Here is a 17,739-nt window from a genome sequence, read left to right as displayed (position 1 = left end):
ATGGATGTAATGTTATTCGCACCTGAAATTACCCTTGTTCTCACAGGACTGGCAGTATTGCTTATCGGATTATTCATTCCGACAGACTCTAAGAAGATACTCGGCTACCTGGCATCCATTGGTGTCTTAATTGCCCTGCTTCTCACTGTCTCCAGTCTCGGAACCGAAGCAACAGCATTCAATGACACGGTATCCATCGATGCCCTGTCTCAGTACTTCAAGATAGTGTTCCTTGTGGTCGCATTGCTCTTTACGATCGCAGGTATCAAATACACTGAAGGCAACAGTCACACAGAGGAGTTCTTCGCGCTCGGTATATTCGGTACGATCGGTATGATGTTCGTTGCATCCGCAAACGACCTCATGGTACTCTTCGTCGCATTCGAACTTGCAAGTCTTGCAACCTATGCACTTGCAGGCTTTGAGAAACAGAACGCAAAGTCACTGGAAGCAGCTATGAAGTACTTCATCATCGGCTCACTTTCAGCAGCACTTATGCTTCTTGGTATCTCATATGTCTACGGAGCAACAGGAACCACCAGCATTCCGGCTATCGCAGCCAGCGCAGGTGTACTTGCATCAAGCCCAATGGGTATTGTAGCAGTTGTTCTCCTGGTCGCAGGATTCGGTTTCAAGATCGCTCTTGTACCATTCCACATGTGGGCACCTGACACATACCAGGGTTCACCATCAGTTGTATCCGCACTGCTTGCAGCAGGATCCAAGAAGATGGGTATTGTAGCAGCTCTCAAGGTATTCGTAGTGGCTCTCATAGCACTCCAGGCTGAATGGCAGACCGTATTCGCGATACTCGCAGTTGTCACAATGACATACGGTAACGTTGTAGCTCTCAAACAGACAAGTGTAAAGAGAATGCTTGCATACTCCTCACTTGCACAGGCAGGTTACATCACAATGGCATTCGTGGTACTCACACCACTGGCACTTGGTGGTGGTATATTCTATGCACTGTCACACGGTTTCATGAAGGCAGGAGCTTTCATTGCAACAGCCGCAGTGACATACATGGTACTTTCAGAGAACAAGGACTCTCCTGACCCTGACCACATCGATAACTTCAGAGGTCTCGGTAAGAGAATGCCAATAACTGCTGTGTGCCTGACACTGTTCGTGTTCGCACTGGCAGGTATCCCGCTCACAGCAGGTTACATGAGCAAGTTCGTACTGTTCTCATCAACCATCCAGTCAGGATTCGTATGGCTTGCAGTGATCGCTATCCTCAACAGTGCGATCTCACTTGGCTACTATGCGAAGATCGTCAAGTACATGTACTTCCTTCCAACTGACCAGGAGAAGGTCTCAGAACCATTCCCATACACTGTTGCACTGATAATTGCAGCAATTGGTGTACTTGTAATTGGTTTCTGGTCCGAGCCATTTGTCTACTGGGCAATGGAAGCTGCAAAAGTACTGATTCCTGGAGGTATGTAAAATGACAGATTGTGATCTCTGTGGAGTAGGAATCCCAACAGTAGCTCCTGTAAGGGTGTACAAACCAAAGTACGCCCACTCATATCCTCATGGAATGTGGCAGGGACTCTGCGAAGGATGCCTGAATGCCGGAAAAAAAACCCATGATGCACTGGAAGAATCACCAGGCTGCGGCGAAGCAGGCAAGTGTGATTTCTGTGGTGCAATCGCACAGCTCTACGATGTGACCATCAGCAGACCTTCATTCTCAATGGGTGCTGAAGAGGACAACGTCAAGCTCTGCAAGAAGTGTCTAGGTTCTATCAACGAAGCACACGAGGCATGGGAAGAACAGAAGGCTGAAGACGAACACGCACATCATTAAATTTTAAAATAGAAGACCGGCTTTGGCCGGTCAGCTCTTTTCTTTTTTTGGATTACTGTTTTTATTGTTGCTCTCGATATAGCACTTATTTAATATCAAATCTGTAGAATTCTGCAATTGCTGTAATTTTGGATTCATCAATTTTCATTATGGATTACTAAAGCCATCCCGGAGGGTCCGGCGAAGCCGGCGCTTTCCCAGAAGATGAAACAAAACAATTTGCGTAGTACTTTTGAATGTGTTATTAACGAAATTATTGTGTACTTCCCAGACTTGGAAGCAAAAATCCAATTATTTTTTGAAATATTTCTATACAGTGGTATTGGAATGTGCCGCCTTCGGCGGATGCTTGCCTTGTTTTTAGTTTGTAGATTGTTTTTGTGTTACTTGATCAATAGAACAACAGATACATCACACCAGTCAGCACCAGACTGACAACCCCCATCACAGCTCCACCCAGTGTATAACTTCTAAGAACCTCGGAAGTCTCCAGCTCTGCCAGATCCTTATAGATCCAGAAGAAAGGGTCATTGAAATGTGAGATGAGAAATGTTCCTGAAGTCATTGAGAAAAGCACTATCTCAGGTGGTAGTCCGAGGACCGGCACAAGTGGTATAACTATTGAAGGTGCCACAAGCAAGGTAACCACACGGGAACCCTGAACGCTCTGTATAGCAACGGCGATGAGGAATGGGACAAGTATCGCAGGCAACGGTAGTCCTGAAAGGAGGGTTCCCATCTCTTCTCCAACTCCTGTCATTGCAAGAGTTGCTCCGAGCGCTCCTCCTCCGCACATGTCAAGGATAACCACGCCGCTTCTTCTGACAGCTTTCTCCAGCCATTCCCTGACATTACTGATATCATATTGTCTGTAAGCGAAGAGTATTGCAAGGACAACACCGATCAGGAGTGCCATGTCAGGTTCACCAAGGATGTCGAAGAACTGTATGTTTGTGAATACATCTGCGAATATGAGGGTAACAGGGATGGCGATAGGTGAATAGGCAGCGATCCTGGAAGGCTCTCCATTTGTCTGGTCATCATTCTCTATATCATCAAGGAGACCTGACAGATCACCAGTGTTACAGAATTTAACTGCATAGAGATATCCTGCAATTGAAACAATAAATGCTATGACAATTCCCGGAATCAGTATATCGCTACTTTTCAGTCCCAGTTCATACACTGCGGAATAGACCACCGGGGAAGGATAAACTAGATTATAGGATGCCAGTGTACCGAAGACAAGTACCGATGCAGTGAGTACCTTTGGCAACTCCTGTCTTATCCTTATCTCCTTTGCCACAGGGATAAATATCACATAGGCAAGGATGCAGCACATAAGTGGCACTGAGAAGATGAATCCAAGTATATTCAGTCCGAAAAGTGGTTTTCTTGATAGCTTAATGACATCAGTTGCAATGAGCCTTGCACCGCCGGTTCTGTGTAGTATCAGTCCAATGATGCTTCCTGCAGCGATGATTATCGCGAAATTGGAAAAGACCTTTCCCATTCCGGTGGTTATTGTACTGATGGTGGTCGATGCTTCACCTGCAAGTACTCCGGTGATGACCGATGTTAGGATGAGTCCAAGAAAAGGATGTATCCTCAGCTTTGCGGTGAGGATGAGGATAAGGATTAAAGAGAAAAGGAAAATGAGTATAGGGTGCATCAATAGATGTTCGGTTTAGGGCAGTATATAGTTTCCCATACTGCCCGACCGATCTATGTCAGGAAATTTATTCTTCAACGTAGAGGAGATAAAGACAGCTGTTCTCACGCATCTCCATGAATCCCTGGGTTTCTGATATTCCTGCTTTTTCCAGTAATACCTTCTTCCATGATTCAGGTGGGAGTGCTATCTTTCCGGTATATGCCTTTGCTGCTATCTGGGCATACTGGAGTGGTTTGCCGCCGATCTTTATTCTCTTTGCGACTTCCTTTCTGTATGTCTGGTGCATCATGCATGCACTGTGTGCAGCGGAAGGCTGGATAGTATGGTTATAGTGGTCGGTAGCTTCCATGTGTACAGGATTGAAATTCCCGATACGTTTGATGTATTCTCTGATAGCCTTGGAGAATGGACATACCTTTGTAACGAAACCGTATTCACTTATCTGTCCTATGTGTTCGAAAGATGAAAGGACGGATTCTCCGTTAATAACAGCATTTGTGAAATCTTCCCAGGTCTTGTATTCTTCCTCTGGTACTGATTTTGCAAGTGACTCTGCCTGTCCTACCATATAGTTCGTAAAACCTTCAACACCCTGTTTGTCCGATATATCCTCAAAGAAGAGGAAAACCGATACATCAACAAAAGGATTTGACTCGATATTCTCAGCCATGTGTGATCACCCTTAATCGATTATCTCTTCACCTGCACTCTTACCTTTCACAATGAGGGCAAAGACACAGGATGCATTACGCAGTATACTCTTGATGTGTCTCTCATCCACATTGATCCTTGCAAGGTTCTCAGGTACCATCTTCACTTCACCGGTCATTCCTTTATTTGCAAGCTGCAGGCATTCAAGTGCCTGTTTTGCAACAGTGATGTTGTTAGCTGCAACTTCTCTGAACTTCTGGTGTGTTATACAATAATTTGAAACTGCGGAATCCCTGATACGATTGTTATAGCTGTCCGCAACATCGGTGTCTGAATCCGGGATAGGTCCTATCCTTGAGATATATCGTCCCATACTTGGTGCCATCGGGCAGACCTTAAGGGCATAAACGTAACCGATGACATCCCCGTCCTTATCTGTGATAGCAAGATCGGTCTGGACATTGACATCTCCCTCAACTGTAAGTGATGTCCTTCCATCCTTCATTGCTACATTAAAGGCTGGCCATCCTACGTATGCTTCTTTTCCCATCCTCTCAGCGTAGCTTTCACCTACACGAAGCCAGTATTCCACGACACCTTCAGTCCCTGCCTTGCTGACCATATCATCAACAAGTGAGTATATTGCAATGTCCATCATGATTATAGCTCTCCTTTATCGTCCGGTATAATTTATATTCACACTATATTTGTATATTTATATATTTATTGTCGTAATGGTTTTTAATCTTTGCCATTGAATTCGCTGAAATTTATTAAATTCAATTTATTTTAATCCATTTCAACTCTGGCTCAGATGGATACAATTGTTCAGTTGTCGAATTGTCTTCCTCTATTATCTGTTCGGCTTCTTCCTCTGATCTCACGTTCATCTCAAAGGGACTCTCTCCGGCAACATCGTAACGCAGGAACAGTCTGCCACCTTCACTCATAAGGAGCTTTACAGAATCCTCGTCACAGCTTGTAAGTCCAAGCTCGTATCCTTTCTGGCTCTTTGCGGTCCAGACCGCTAGTTCGGTCTCAGCCGCATAGGAAACATCAACACCATCATCGTTCAATACAGGTGTTGTCTCTTCCGTCAGTGCTTCATTTCCGGCATTATCTCTGACAGGGTACGGTATCTCTTTGCAACTAACATCATCCGGAAGGAAAAGAGTTGTTCCGGCAGTTGCATCTGCTTCTACACTGTTCTTTACAAGGGAATGCAGCATCCCGGGGAATGTAGTGTTCCTGCTACGGTCATTATCTGCAGACCGTTCAAGATGCTGTGTCCATATATTCTTCATAGAGTTCAACCATCGGTTATTTTGTCAATTAAGTCTCATCCCAGCATATTCATGAGTGAGCTTTGTAATTTGTCAAGTGAATCTGAATCTAATAAAAGGAACATATCTCCGTAGATAGTTCCGGCTCCAACATCTTTCTCAGAGGAATAGACCACGAACATCGTTTCAATGTTCAATATCTTTGCAGGTTTATCTCCCAGTTTACTCATTCCTTTGTCAAGTATGTCCTTTATATTCCCTATACTGATGTCAGGTACGGAATGTAGTAATTCCATTCCAAGGAAAGATGAAAGTGAGTTAAGGTATGATCCCGCGATGATGTTTCCGGTCTCAAGAAGCGCTGATTCATACAGGTTAGGATCATCATCGTGTTCAAAACCCTGAAGTAGCAGGTTGCTAAGATATACAGCATTGCTGAATTCGAACATCAGCATAACAAGTCCTTTCAGGTCACCTTTCAGAGGTACCATTATACCTGTCATGGTAACCGATTCAGGGATCATATCAATGATGCCGGATGGTTCGAACAGCCTGGCATCCGACATATTCAACTGGACCCTTTTCTCTATCAGTCTGGAAAGGGATGTTGTAGCATTCCCCATTCCAATGCTTCCTATTTCCTTGAAAGCATCAATTGACAAACTGTCCAGTTCTTTATCCATCTGCAATTCTCCTGTATCATTCAAGTTTTACTTCAACATCCGGTTCCATGTAGAATTTATCTCCAACATAGAATCTGATGTATTCCTCTTTTCCACCCTTTACCAGTCGTATCTTTGCATCTTCTTCCTCTGCAAGGTTCAGGAATAATCCTTCAAAGCGTGAGATAGTCTGTTCATCATGGGCGGCCTTGTTTATCATACCTACAAGCAGAAGTTCGCTGGATGCAAACCTCTGAACCATTTCTGAAATGAATGTATAGCACTTCTCTTCTCCTTCTGTAAGGAGTAGCTGGGTGATCGGTTCGAAGACAACAGCACAACCCTTTGGAAGCTTGCTGGTAAGTTCGAAGAACTTATCAAGTTCATCATCTGGTAATTTGATGATCCCTTCCTCGTTGCTGAGATTCTTGTTGGTGGATGAGATCTCTATGAATTTCATAGCACCGATATCCATGAGGTCTCCGATCTTTTCCTGGTACATGGCGGTACGAGGCTGTGTGGATACAAGGACGGTGTTCACCATTTCTCCGTAAAGACGCAGGCATATCTCTATGACAGAATCCTCATACCTGGTCCTGGGTGTGTACTCTATCAGGGTGGACCTGCTAAGAAGGGTGGATATCTGCTCTACTTCCGGAAGTGTCTCCATTCCCTCTTCAGGTTCAGTGAATACCATTCCTTCGATCAGGAAATCTCCAAGTTTCTCCCTCGGTACTGTCTGGAATGCCTGGAACATCATAATTCCGGCCGCAGCGAAGATGCCTGTATAGACCATACTCCACAGACCCATGAACAACAATATCATTTCGGTTATATCCGCATCCTGGGAACTTATGGCGATCGATGGGAATACTGATGTTGTGATAAGGAATATGGCTGTAAGTGCCAGGAGTAACCAGGCAATGGATCCTTTCTTAGTCTCAAAATAGACCCTGAGCCAGAAGTATATCGCTGCCAATCCGCATGCCATCGATATGGAAACGAATATTATGTGTATTATTGTAATCTCCGGGGTTAACATCCTGCCGCCACCTGTATCTATCTCAGATATATTATTCTACTTTTATATATTAGTATGTTTTTATGCCTTTAAGCGCACTCTTGACGGTCAGTTCTCCATTCTCTGTGTCAAGTATGATCGTACGTCCGTAATTCTGTCCTGTATCTTCTGCAACAATGGGAATCTTCAATGCTTTAAGAGCTGTCTTTGTAGCTGCTATGTTCCTCTCTCCTACATTGAGATTGGAGTTGGAATTGAATGAGAACATGCTCGCACCACCTGCGATCTTAGCGACCGTGCGGTGCTTGTATGCACCTTCTTTTACCATACTGTCAAGAAGTGCGGGTATGCCGGTATCGGCAAACTTATCAATATTTTCTTTTGATCTTGCACTTTCAACGGTTGGAAGCATGATATGTACCATTCCGCCAACACCAGTGCTCTTATCATACAGTGAGATACCTACACATGACCCAAGTCCAAGGGTCGTGAGCTTCAAAGGCTTCTTCGCCACCGCACTATCTGCCATTCCCACTATTATCATGTCTATCTCGTACGCATCTCTTCTATCCTTTCAAGTATGGTCTGCAATGAAGCTGAATCCAGTAACATGTACATGTCCCCTCCCAGGCTGTGGTATTCATCTTCTCCCATAACCTCGAAAAGCGTTGTCAATCCGAAAACATGTTCCATCTTCCCGTTGATGTGCTGTTTTGCCTTGGTGAAAATCTCATCAGAGGTTCCTTCTGTTACTTTTGGTAGCGAAGGGACTATTGAGAGATTCAGGAACTTTGAAAGTGCATTGTAGTAACTTCCTGCAAGGATGTTCGAGACCTCGACAAAAGCCGACCTTCTCAGATATTCATCCTCTGCATGTTCACTATCCTTTACCAGCAGTTCAGTAAGTGCATCTGAATGCTGTTTTCTGATACTGAGTATGAATCCGCCGTTCAGGTCTCCCATTACACGTACGATCGCTCCGACTCTGTCAAGGTGTACATTCTTGCTAAGGTCACGTGCGTCCAGCAGGGTAAGGGATGAACCGCTTACGCTTATTGTCTTGTCGACAAGTTGTGACAGGGCAGTGGTCGCATTTCCCATCCCGATGTTCCCTACTTCATTCAATGCATCATAATAGAATTTATCAAGTATTATGTTCATCTTTCTCTCTCCTATCCCATCATTCCGTCTATGCGTTCAAGCAGTACATCCATTGAATCCGGATCGAAAAGTGTCAGGAGTATTCCATCCATCTCATGTCCTTCGATCGTGAACAATGTGTCAAAGAGCAGTGCATGCTCAGCTTTCTTACTCATCTCTATCAGGATATGGTCGATTATCGCACCAAGCATGTCAAAGGTCTGCATAGGGGGCGACAGCTTAATGCCCAGGTTAAGGAAATCTGAAAGTGAACTGACATAGGATCCTGCCAGTATGTTCCCCACCTCTTCTATGAGGGACTGGCTCAAAGGATCCAGGATATCCGCATTATGGTCACCTGTGATGGTTGCACATACGGTCTTTACAGATTCTTCGGAAAGCATCATCATTATGTATCCTTCAATGTCACCTGCTACCTGTATAATAACACCAGCTACGACAGCATCTGCTCCGCCAGAAACTTCCGGCACTCTCTCGATCAATTCGACCTTAAGTCCCGGAACTTCTATCCTGACCTCTTTAGAGATCATCTTTGAAAGGGAAGTAACAGCATTACCAACGCCGATATTAACAACTTCTCTTAGTGCACTGATCTGTAATTCGGTCAGATCTGCTATCTTATCTTTCATTTGCTAACTCCTGATCACATTTTAGATGTTGTCACTTCTCAAGGACAACGCATGTCATTTCTGGTAGATCCTTTCTTTGGAATTGAATGGTTTGAAAGTGTCCTTTGAAGGTCCAAGTAATGTCTCTGTCTTTCCCATTACGAAGAACCCATCCTTTGAAAGGGCATTATAGAAATCCATGTAGAGCTTTTCCTGAAGTTCCTTCTCGAAATATATTGTTACATTCCTGCAGAAGACTGCATCAAAACCGCTCATCTTTGGTCCGGATATGAGATCCTGTTTCTTGAACTGTGTGATTTTCTTCAGTTCATCGTTGATGACGTAATCGTTACCTTCCTTTGTAAAGAACTTATTAAGGAAAGCAGGTCTTACATCCTTCACCTCCATCCTGGAGTAAACACCTCTCTGGGCCCTGGCAAGACTTTCCTTGTCAATGTCAGTTCCCGTGATCTTGATACTGTATCTCTTGAAATCATCACCCAGAAGGTGCTTCAACAACATTGCGATGGAATATGCTTCGACACCGATGGAACATCCTGCACTCCATATGCGAATTGATCGCAGACCAGTGCTCTTTGCTTTGATGATCGCAGGAAGTACCTGTTTCTCAATGACATCATAAACCTCGGGATTCCTGAAGAAATTCGTTACGTTAACGGTCAGTGTCTCCATTAGTTCCGGAAATTCATTCCTGTCAGTTTGCAGGCATGCAACATATTCTCCGTATGTCTTCGAATTGGTGGCACGTAGTCTGACATCGATCCTTCTCTTGAAGTGTGAATCCTTGTATTGTTCACAGTTGAATCCAAGCTTCTGGTGTATGAGTTTCTTAAGCATCTCATAGTCTGCATCTTTTTTTTGCATGGTATCAAGCATTTTTATCCCTCTACAAATTCTATAGTCACATTGTTTCCATCTCTCAGTGGGGTTGTGAACCTGGCCGGAACATTGTTCACAAGGAGTCTCATCCTCTTGCCAACAAGTTCTTCCTTTTTAATATCCATAAATTCAAAAAGATCAGAAAGAATGGGGTCCGCTTCATCTCCATTCTTGAAGCTGACATTGTCGCCATCCTTCACCTTCGCAGAAAGGTCCGTTCTCTTCCCGTTAAGGCTGATAGACGGCATGGAACCATCGAAGATGACTTCCTCGCCGTTCAGGACCACGGTTATCTTTCTGCCATCTTCGGGTTTTGAAAGGATATCTTCCAGCCTGTATTCGAACTCGGCCTTTTTGATATCTATCCTATCTTCATCCTCGATTAGTGTATCTGCGAGCATGGAGGGGTCGATCACCTCATCGTTAAGTTTTACAACGAACTTTGTGCTGTCAAAATACTGTATACGGTTATTGATCGTGATCGTGATCATCTCTGCTTCTGCAGTGTCGAATTCCTGTTCAAGGATGTCCTGTAAACTGGCAGTTCTTATCACTACCTGTGCCCTGTCAGGAACATTATCGTTAATAGATGCTTTTTTGTCATTTATCGTGACAAAAGGATCTTGTTCTCTTCCCTCTCCATTGACCGTGATCCTGATATCGTTCCTGATCCCGATCCTTTCGATGAGGTCTTTTATCTTCACATGCGCATCCTTACCATCTACCGGTGCTGTGAAGTCTATTGCAGCTCCCTTGTGAATATGGTCTCCAAGGGTTGCTTTCTCCCCATCGATGGTGATCATCGCGTGTTCTCCCATCTCACCTTCAACGGTGATGAATTCTGAATTAACATTAAAACTAAGTGCCATTCCCGGGCGCGGGTAGAGGCGTTTGATCTTTGCAGCAACAAGTGCATCCATAATGGATGCCCCGTTGACATCCAGAAGATGCACATCGGAACCATTCACAGTAACATCGATGAATTCCATCCCTTCTTTCCTGATGCCCATACTTGCTATTCCCATGGGCGTTATCATGTCCGCACCGTTGATCATACCGGTGCTATCTGAAAAGTCCTCCACCTGTTTTGGAAGACGGGATCCTATCCTTTGTATCGGTAGTTCCAGATGTCTGGATATGTGCTCTTTCAGTCCTGCTGTCTGTGACCCTCCTCCAACGAGCACTACAGCTCTGGGAGTTCTGTTATTGAGCTTCTTTATCTCTTCAACGATATGTAGCGCCAGTTTGTCTACCTCTTCCTCGATGTCAGAGATTACCTGGCTAACAGGAACTTCCGTGACCACTCCAAAGATGTCCTCCAGTTCAATTGTCTCCTGCGTAGTAAGGGATCTTTTGATCATCTCTCCCTTTTTAAAATCCACAAGATACCTGTCACAGATGAAGTCCGTGATCTCATCCCCTGCCTCCGGCACCATTCCATAGCCGATGACAGTTCCATTATCCGTAATTGCAATGTCTGATGTACCAGCCCCGATATCCACAAGTGCAATGTTGAGCTTGCGCATATCTGCCGGTATGGCCACATTCAATGCAGCGATCGGTTCCAGTGTCACACTGGAGGCTTCAAGTCCGCACCTATCAAGGACAGCGAACATACTATTGATCACAGCCTCGGGTAGAAAAGTTGCCAGTACTTCCACGGAAATGGAATTGCCCTTCTGTCCTATTATGTTGGATATCCTCTGCCCGTCAAGCTCGTAACTGACAACAGAGTATCCCACACAGTTGAACCCTTCATCAGCTCCCAGTTCATTCCCTGCTCTTGCAACAGCTTCGAACTCAAGCTCGGAGATATCCTGTTTTGTGATCTCCCTGTAGGGGATCTCCAGAGAAAGTCTTATTTTTGATGTCTTTAATGCTCTGCCGGCAACGGCGACAGATGCATTTGAGAGTTCGTGTCCTATTTGCCCTTCCAGATCCTTCCTGACCTCACTCACTACTTTCGCTACCTTGTCAACATCATGTATCTGGCCGTCCTGCATACTTCTCTCGCCATGTTCGTGTATGCAGGCAGCCCTGATGTTCAGGTGCTCTTGATCTGTAATGAGCCCAACAACGGTCCTTGTTCCGATATCCAGCGCAAAATGGGAACCACTCATCTTATCCCATCATCTTTTTCATAACAGCTGCCATGATAATGTCTGATGCACCTGGTTCGAAGAGCATGTTGAATTCATTCTTTGAATTTGTGGAAGGTATCAGGCATTCTCCTTTCACAACTATGAACTCATCAGCAAGGTCACCGATCTCCTGCCTAATGAAGTCACCTACTCCTTCCAGGTTCACCTCGATGTTCGGGTCACCTATCTTGAGGTTTATTCCTAAGAACTCATTTACAACACGCATGTAGGAACTACAGAGGTTAAGTCCCATCTCACGAAGTTTTCTTATCTGTGGTTCTTCTATCTTGTTTGTAGAGCCTATGGATTTTTTCATAAGCAGGTCTGAAAATGAAAGTGCTGAGAATTTAGGAAGCAGTATAAGGGTCCCACCGGTAACATCACCTGTCATATGCAGATGTATACCTACGACGCTCTTGTTCCTGCCTTCTTCATTACTCTTTGTGATTATCTCTTCCAGACTCATCATTTCAACAGTAGGGATGTCGATCTTAACGTCCCTGTTCACCATTTTTGAAAGTGAGGTGGCCAGATGGCCCATTCCAATATTTCCTGCTTCCTGAAATGCTCCCTTTGTCATTTCGTCCATTTCTGCCATGTTATTCCCTCATTTTTAGATCAATGTAGCAATGTCCAGGATAAGTGCGACACTACCATCTCCCAGAATGGTTGCACCTGCAAATCCCCTGGTATTCTTCAAAATTTTATTGTCAAGTGTTTTGATTATTACTTCCTGCTGTCCAAGAAGGTCGTCAACAACAAATCCTATGTTGTTTCCCATCTTTTCGACAACAACAACTATCAGGTTCTCTTTGTCTTCCTGTTCGGCCGGACAGTCAAGTACATCATGCAGTCTGAGGAGTGGCAACACCTCGCCTCTCAGCATGATCACTTCTTTTCCTTCTATGCTTTTTATGTCACTGGCCTTGATCCCTACATCGCGGATAACATTACCAAGTGGAATGGCATATGTCTCATCGGAAACAGTGACCATCAGGGACTGGATGATAGCTACTGTCAAAGGAAGCTGTAATCTCATGATACTACCCTGTCCGGGTACTGAAGTAATCTTCACAGTTCCGCCAAGGGCTTCTATCTTTGTCTTGACAGCGTCCATTCCCACGCCTCTTCCGGATACGTCAGTGACCACTTTGGCCCCGCTGAATCCAGGCATGAAAATAATGTTAAGGGCATCTGTATCAGAGAGCTTGTCCACTTCCTCCCTGGTCATAATCCCTTTCTTGACAGCCACATCTCTCAGATGTCCGGGTTCCATTCCCTTTCCGTCATCTTCTACTTCAATAAGGACACTGTTCCTCTGACGTGAGGCAGCCAGTCTGACAAGACCTGCAACAGGTTTTCCAAGCTTCTTACGCTCTTCCTCAGGTTCAATACCGTGATCGACCGCATTACGAAGCAGGTGGACGAGCGGGTCTCCTATCTCATCGAGGACCGTTCTGTCAAGTTCGATCTCTTTTCCTTCAATGATCAGATTGATCTGCTTCCCTTCGGATTTGGCCAGATCCCTTACCATTCTCGGGAATCTGCTGAATATCTGGTCTATAGGGACCATCCTTGATTCCATGACCTCGGTCTGTATCTCATTTGTAAGACGGTCAAGGTTTGCAAGTGATTCATCGAGATCCTTGGCATTAAGATCGGAAGCAAGCTGGTTCAGCCTGATCTTGTTAATGATAAGTTCTCCCACGAGATTCATCAGATTATCAAGTCTTTCAATATTGACCCTGACACTCTGTATGCTTTTTACTGCGTCCGATCTTTTAACCGTGGAAGCATTCTTCTGCTGTGGTTCATTGTCATTCTTACTCTCTGTCTCTTTCTCAGCAGCATCTTCTTCTGCATCTTCAGAAGCGGAGTTTTCATCAGCTATAGTTGTCGGAATGATATCTTTGATCTCGGATATCTTCTTCAGGGTTGCAACTATCTCTTCATCTCCGGTCTTCGTAGCAAATATAACTGTGAAATCAAGATCGAATTTCTCATCCTCCAGCTCTTCTTCGCTGGGCTCGCACTTTATGATCTCTCCCATCTTTGTGATGTTGATAAGTACAAGTGTGGACCTGGCTGACTTGAGGACGCAGGAATCATCAAGAACGACCTTTAAAGAAACAACCCTGTTACCTTCGGCAGCAGCGCATTGGATCGCCTGTTTTTCAATATCTGATAGTTCAATACCTATCTCGGGAGATATTTCCTCTTCAGGTATCGTTTCTTCTCCAGTATCATTCTCTATGTTATTCACGTTTTCAGTGACATTCACTGCTGCATTATTTGCAGGCAGGTTTCCCTCCATTGCTTTTGCAAGCGTAGCCTGAAGGGTGCTGATGTCCAGTTGATCATTGTTGTCAACTGTTTCCACAAGAGCTTCAAGCGTGTCGAGACACTCGAAAAGAATGTCAATGAGTCCGTTGCTCACAGCTACCTGTGATTTCCTCACCATATCCATCAGATTCTCCATTTCATGGGTCAGCTCTGCAATGGTGTTAAAACCCATTGTTGCTGACATTCCCTTCAATGTATGAGCTGAACGGAACATGGTATTGATGTATTCCAGATCATTGGGATTCTGTTCAAGCCCCAGTAAAGAATCATTAAGTTGTTGAAGATGTTCTTCTGATTCTGCTTTAAATATTTCTTTGTATTCTGACATATCCATGGTCACACCAACCCTGGGATCATTATGATCTTCTTTTTTTCCCTGAACATTTCGATCACCGGATCACTCCAGCATCCTGAGTATCTCAATTGATACTTTTTCCAGTGGCACGATACTGTCTGCAAGATCTCGTTGCACAATCGCCTTAGGCATGCCATAGACCACGCATGATCTTTCATCCTCTGCAATTGCTTTGCCACCGGCTTTCTTGATATCCTCTACTCCGTCCGCCCCATCTGTCCCCATACCGGTCAGAACAGCAGTTACTATGTTTGATCCATAGATAGGTACCAGTGACTTGAACAATATGTTGGCACAGGGCCTAACTCCCTGTTCTTTTGGGTTCTGATTGAGTTTGATGACTTCATGGAAAACGCCTCCCTTCTCCCTGGATACTATCTCCATGTGATAGTTCCCCGGAGCAAGGTATGCATGTCCTGCATGGAGTACATCTCCATCCTTTGCCTCGGTCACAGTTATCTGGGACTGTCCATCAAGTCTTTGTGCAAGTGATGCTGTAAATCCTGCAGGCATGTGCTGGACGATCACTACAGGAACTTTCAGGTTTCCTGGTAATTTAGGTATGACCTGTTCAAGAGCACGAGGTCCGCCTGTTGAAGAGGCAATAGCAATGATCTTGCCATTTGCATGGTGTCTGTTCTTTTTGATAGCCTGTTTTCTTTGTGTGGGACGCACTTTTTTCCCTTCATTTTCACGTGATCTCTTCACGTGTTCTTCCATGAACCCCAATTTCTTCAGGTCCACTTTAGAGGCCATTTTTACTTTAATGCGGATCTCTTTAGCAATATCCGCGATGTTCAAACTTATATTTCCTGATGGTTTCTGTATGAAATCCACCGCTCCATACTCGAATGCATTCAATGTAGTTTCTGCTGACCTGGAGTCGATCGCTGTTAACATCACTACCGGGGTTGGACACTCACTCATAATATATCCAAGAGCATGCAATCCATCCAGAACTGGCATCTCAACGTCAAGAGTTACAACATCAGGCCTGAATTTCTCGACCTTTTCTACGGCTTCCTGTCCATTCCTTGCAGTAGCTACAACCTTCATCTCCGGATCTTCTGTTAAGATGTCAGAGACTACTTTACGCATGAGCGCAGAGTCATCGACTACAAGTACATTGATCGTCATATCAGACTACTTTTCCGATTACTTCCAGCACCTTAGCTGCATCGAACGGTTTGACTATGAAGTCAAGGGCACCTGTTTTAAGGGCATCTGTCACAACAGACTGCTGTCCTATGGATGAGCACATGACAACTTTTGCAGCAGGGTCCATTTCCATGATCTTCTTGAGAGCATCGATCCCTTCCATATTTGGCATGACTATGTCCATAAAGACAAGCTCAGGTTTTACCTGTGGATACTGATTAACGGCATCAAGACCATCAACACATTCGGCAACTACTTCGTGACCATTTTTTGTTAAAATATCCTTGATGACCATGCGCATAAATGCAGCATCGTCAACGATCATTACTTTTACCATTTTATTCATATCTCCCATATTTGGTACAATATATGCAAAGTTTGCACAGCGAATAGATAGAAAGAGTATTCTATCTCTATGTTATTATATAGAGGCTAATATATTATATTAATTTATTGTTCAATATGATTTTTGCCTTTATAGTGAAGGCCTGATGTATTCACTTATACTTTTTCTTGAGTAAAACGTCTAAGAAATAATGTGCAAATTTTACATTTGATCAATTGTATATGGAAGTTCCGGTAAAGTATATATGCAAGCATATATCCCTGTAAATAAAGGGGTATCCGGACTCCATGCTGACAGAACAACTAATTACTACAGGACTATGTACAACTTCAGGGTGCTATCGATAATAGTATTAGCAATATGCAGAACCTCACGAGTATGCTGATCCCTGTAGAGAAAGCAACGATCCTTATCCCGACCCGTGCTCCGAATATTGATATGTATCTTGGCAAAAGTGTCCTAATGCTGAACATGGGGAGCATGAACATACTTCCGAGCATAAGGACTATCATTGCCTGCAAGTTGGATATGCCATTGTTGCTTATCATTGGTCCCAGGAGTGAGATGCCAAGTATGGGACTTGCAACGTAGCTGGTAAGGGGCACTATGCTCTCGGATGGGATCCCGAAGAGATCTGCAAGTGGCAGGACACTGAATATCTCAAATGCTCCTTTTTCCCTGAGTATGAAAACCAGTGTTGTCATTGAAAGGTATATGACAGCTATCTTTGTGAACAGTCTGCGATTGCGCTTCATGGAGCCTTTGATTGCATCTCTCAGTGTCACTTTCTTAGATGAGATATTCTCGTCATACATACATCTGTTCTTCTTCAGGAATATCCTGCTGAGAAGTATCACTGCACTGACCTTGACGATCGCTGTAATTATGAACACCATTACATAGAACCCACCTACAACAGGTCCGAGTGCAGGAAGGACTATGGGTATCTGGTAGGTTATTATCTCCCTTACATAGGCGGGAGTGCTGTTGAGCAATGCACAGAGCATTGTCTCCCTCTCATTGATACAACCGCTTTCCTTGAAGTTGACAACCATACCATTTGCAGCTACAGTAGAACCCAATGCTACAAGAAAAGAGGATGCACATGTGTCAGGAAGGTTGGTGTATTTGAAAATAGGCCTGACAAGCCCTGCGAACTTCTGCATGAATCCAAGTTCGATAAGGATGCCTGTGCCGAAAAGTCCCACAAAGATCATGATAAGTATGGGAATGGCAAACTCCAGCACCTTAAGGAAGATCGAGAACATGGGTTATTGTACATGTCTGGAAGTAGATTAAATTATCTCTTATCTGGTTGATAGTGTCTGTCATTGCGAGTTTCATTGTCTGAACTATTATACTGGACATGCGATAGAAAAACCTTATATTGATGATAACGTATTGAAGGGTGGTGATCGAGTGAAAAAGAACCTTATGGATATTCTGGCATGTCCTGTATGCAAAGGGGACCTTGTCCTCAATATAGAGAAAGAGGAAGGGGATGAGGTTATTTCGGGCACCCTGTACTGTTCTGTCTGCAATGAATATTACCCTATAGAGGATGGGATACCAAACATGCTTCCTCCTGACCTCAGGGAATGAACTAAGTGAGGAAATCC

Annotated in this window: 19 protein-coding genes; 3 read left to right on the top strand and 16 right to left on the bottom strand. The window is 44.2% G+C overall.

Going from position 1 to position 17,739, the window contains the following annotated elements; all coding sequences use genetic code 11:
- A complete protein-coding gene (fpoN, locus tag V7O63_RS12660; RefSeq protein WP_340818908.1) occupies positions 1–1,452 on the top strand; it encodes a F(420)H(2) dehydrogenase subunit N in 1,452 nt (483 codons plus the stop codon).
- Between the two features lies 1 nt (position 1,453).
- Positions 1,454–1,816, top strand: a complete 363-nt coding sequence (gene fpoO / locus V7O63_RS12655) for a F420H2 dehydrogenase subunit FpoO (RefSeq protein ID WP_340818907.1) — start codon at positions 1,454–1,456, stop codon at positions 1,814–1,816.
- 391 nt (positions 1,817–2,207) lie between these two features.
- Here the strand turns inward: fpoO and V7O63_RS12650 are convergent, their stop codons facing one another.
- The 16 genes from V7O63_RS12650 to V7O63_RS12575 form a co-directional block, all read right to left on the bottom strand.
- The gene (locus tag V7O63_RS12650) at positions 2,208–3,488 is read right to left on the bottom strand and encodes a TRAP transporter large permease subunit (RefSeq protein WP_340818906.1); all 1,281 of its coding nucleotides are present in this window, start codon (positions 3,486–3,488) and stop codon (positions 2,208–2,210) included.
- Positions 3,489–3,555: 67 nt separating this feature from the next.
- On the bottom strand, positions 3,556–4,161 hold the full coding sequence (locus V7O63_RS12645; RefSeq protein ID WP_340818905.1) for a hypothetical protein: 606 nt from the start codon (positions 4,159–4,161) through the stop codon (positions 3,556–3,558).
- Positions 4,162–4,173: 12 nt separating this feature from the next.
- The gene (locus V7O63_RS12640) at positions 4,174–4,800 is read right to left on the bottom strand and encodes a hypothetical protein (protein WP_340818904.1); all 627 of its coding nucleotides are present in this window, start codon (positions 4,798–4,800) and stop codon (positions 4,174–4,176) included.
- A 121-nt stretch (positions 4,801–4,921) separates the two neighbouring features.
- Positions 4,922–5,446 carry a hypothetical protein gene (locus tag V7O63_RS12635; protein WP_340818903.1) on the bottom strand — a complete coding sequence of 175 codons (525 nt, stop codon included), beginning with the start codon at positions 5,444–5,446 and terminating at the stop codon, positions 4,922–4,924.
- A 35-nt stretch (positions 5,447–5,481) separates the two neighbouring features.
- On the bottom strand, positions 5,482–6,108 hold the full coding sequence (locus tag V7O63_RS12630) for a chemotaxis protein CheC (protein ID WP_340818902.1): 627 nt from the start codon (positions 6,106–6,108) through the stop codon (positions 5,482–5,484).
- Positions 6,109–6,124: 16 nt separating this feature from the next.
- Complete coding sequence (locus V7O63_RS12625) at positions 6,125–7,129, bottom strand: DUF3795 domain-containing protein (RefSeq protein WP_340818901.1); 1,005 nt, start codon at positions 7,127–7,129, stop codon at positions 6,125–6,127.
- 49 nt (positions 7,130–7,178) lie between these two features.
- A complete protein-coding gene (locus V7O63_RS12620) occupies positions 7,179–7,652 on the bottom strand; it encodes a chemotaxis protein CheD (RefSeq protein WP_340818900.1) in 474 nt (157 codons plus the stop codon).
- 2 nt (positions 7,653–7,654) lie between these two features.
- On the bottom strand, positions 7,655–8,269 hold the full coding sequence (locus V7O63_RS12615; RefSeq protein ID WP_340818899.1) for a chemotaxis protein CheC: 615 nt from the start codon (positions 8,267–8,269) through the stop codon (positions 7,655–7,657).
- A gap of 11 nt (positions 8,270–8,280) precedes the next feature.
- Positions 8,281–8,898 (bottom strand): chemotaxis protein CheC, encoded by a 618-nt coding sequence (locus V7O63_RS12610; protein ID WP_340818898.1) that lies wholly within the window; start codon positions 8,896–8,898, stop codon positions 8,281–8,283.
- A gap of 54 nt (positions 8,899–8,952) precedes the next feature.
- Positions 8,953–9,762 carry a protein-glutamate O-methyltransferase CheR gene (locus tag V7O63_RS12605; protein ID WP_340818897.1) on the bottom strand — a complete coding sequence of 270 codons (810 nt, stop codon included), beginning with the start codon at positions 9,760–9,762 and terminating at the stop codon, positions 8,953–8,955.
- 14 nt (positions 9,763–9,776) lie between these two features.
- A complete protein-coding gene (pilM, locus tag V7O63_RS12600) occupies positions 9,777–11,897 on the bottom strand; it encodes a pilus assembly protein PilM (protein WP_340818896.1) in 2,121 nt (706 codons plus the stop codon).
- Position 11,898: 1 nt separating this feature from the next.
- Positions 11,899–12,516 carry a chemotaxis protein CheC gene (locus V7O63_RS12595; protein WP_340818895.1) on the bottom strand — a complete coding sequence of 206 codons (618 nt, stop codon included), beginning with the start codon at positions 12,514–12,516 and terminating at the stop codon, positions 11,899–11,901.
- Positions 12,517–12,531: 15 nt separating this feature from the next.
- Positions 12,532–14,589 (bottom strand): chemotaxis protein CheA, encoded by a 2,058-nt coding sequence (locus V7O63_RS12590; protein WP_340818894.1) that lies wholly within the window; start codon positions 14,587–14,589, stop codon positions 12,532–12,534.
- A gap of 69 nt (positions 14,590–14,658) precedes the next feature.
- Positions 14,659–15,753 carry a chemotaxis response regulator protein-glutamate methylesterase gene (locus V7O63_RS12585; RefSeq protein WP_340818893.1) on the bottom strand — a complete coding sequence of 365 codons (1,095 nt, stop codon included), beginning with the start codon at positions 15,751–15,753 and terminating at the stop codon, positions 14,659–14,661.
- Position 15,754: 1 nt separating this feature from the next.
- Positions 15,755–16,111, bottom strand: coding sequence for a response regulator (locus V7O63_RS12580; protein ID WP_340818892.1), 357 nt, complete (start codon positions 16,109–16,111; stop codon positions 15,755–15,757).
- A 338-nt stretch (positions 16,112–16,449) separates the two neighbouring features.
- On the bottom strand, positions 16,450–17,388 hold the full coding sequence (locus tag V7O63_RS12575; RefSeq protein ID WP_340818891.1) for a nucleoside recognition protein: 939 nt from the start codon (positions 17,386–17,388) through the stop codon (positions 16,450–16,452).
- 151 nt (positions 17,389–17,539) lie between these two features.
- Between V7O63_RS12575 and V7O63_RS12570 the strand changes: the two genes are divergently transcribed.
- A complete protein-coding gene (locus V7O63_RS12570; RefSeq protein ID WP_340818890.1) occupies positions 17,540–17,722 on the top strand; it encodes a methytransferase partner Trm112 in 183 nt (60 codons plus the stop codon).
- The last annotated feature ends 17 nt before the right edge of the window (positions 17,723–17,739 follow it).

Source organism: Methanolobus sp. WCC4 (assembly GCF_038022665.1).
Classification (GTDB): domain Archaea; phylum Halobacteriota; class Methanosarcinia; order Methanosarcinales; family Methanosarcinaceae; genus Methanolobus.
This window is presented reverse-complemented; position numbering and strand designations above follow the sequence as displayed.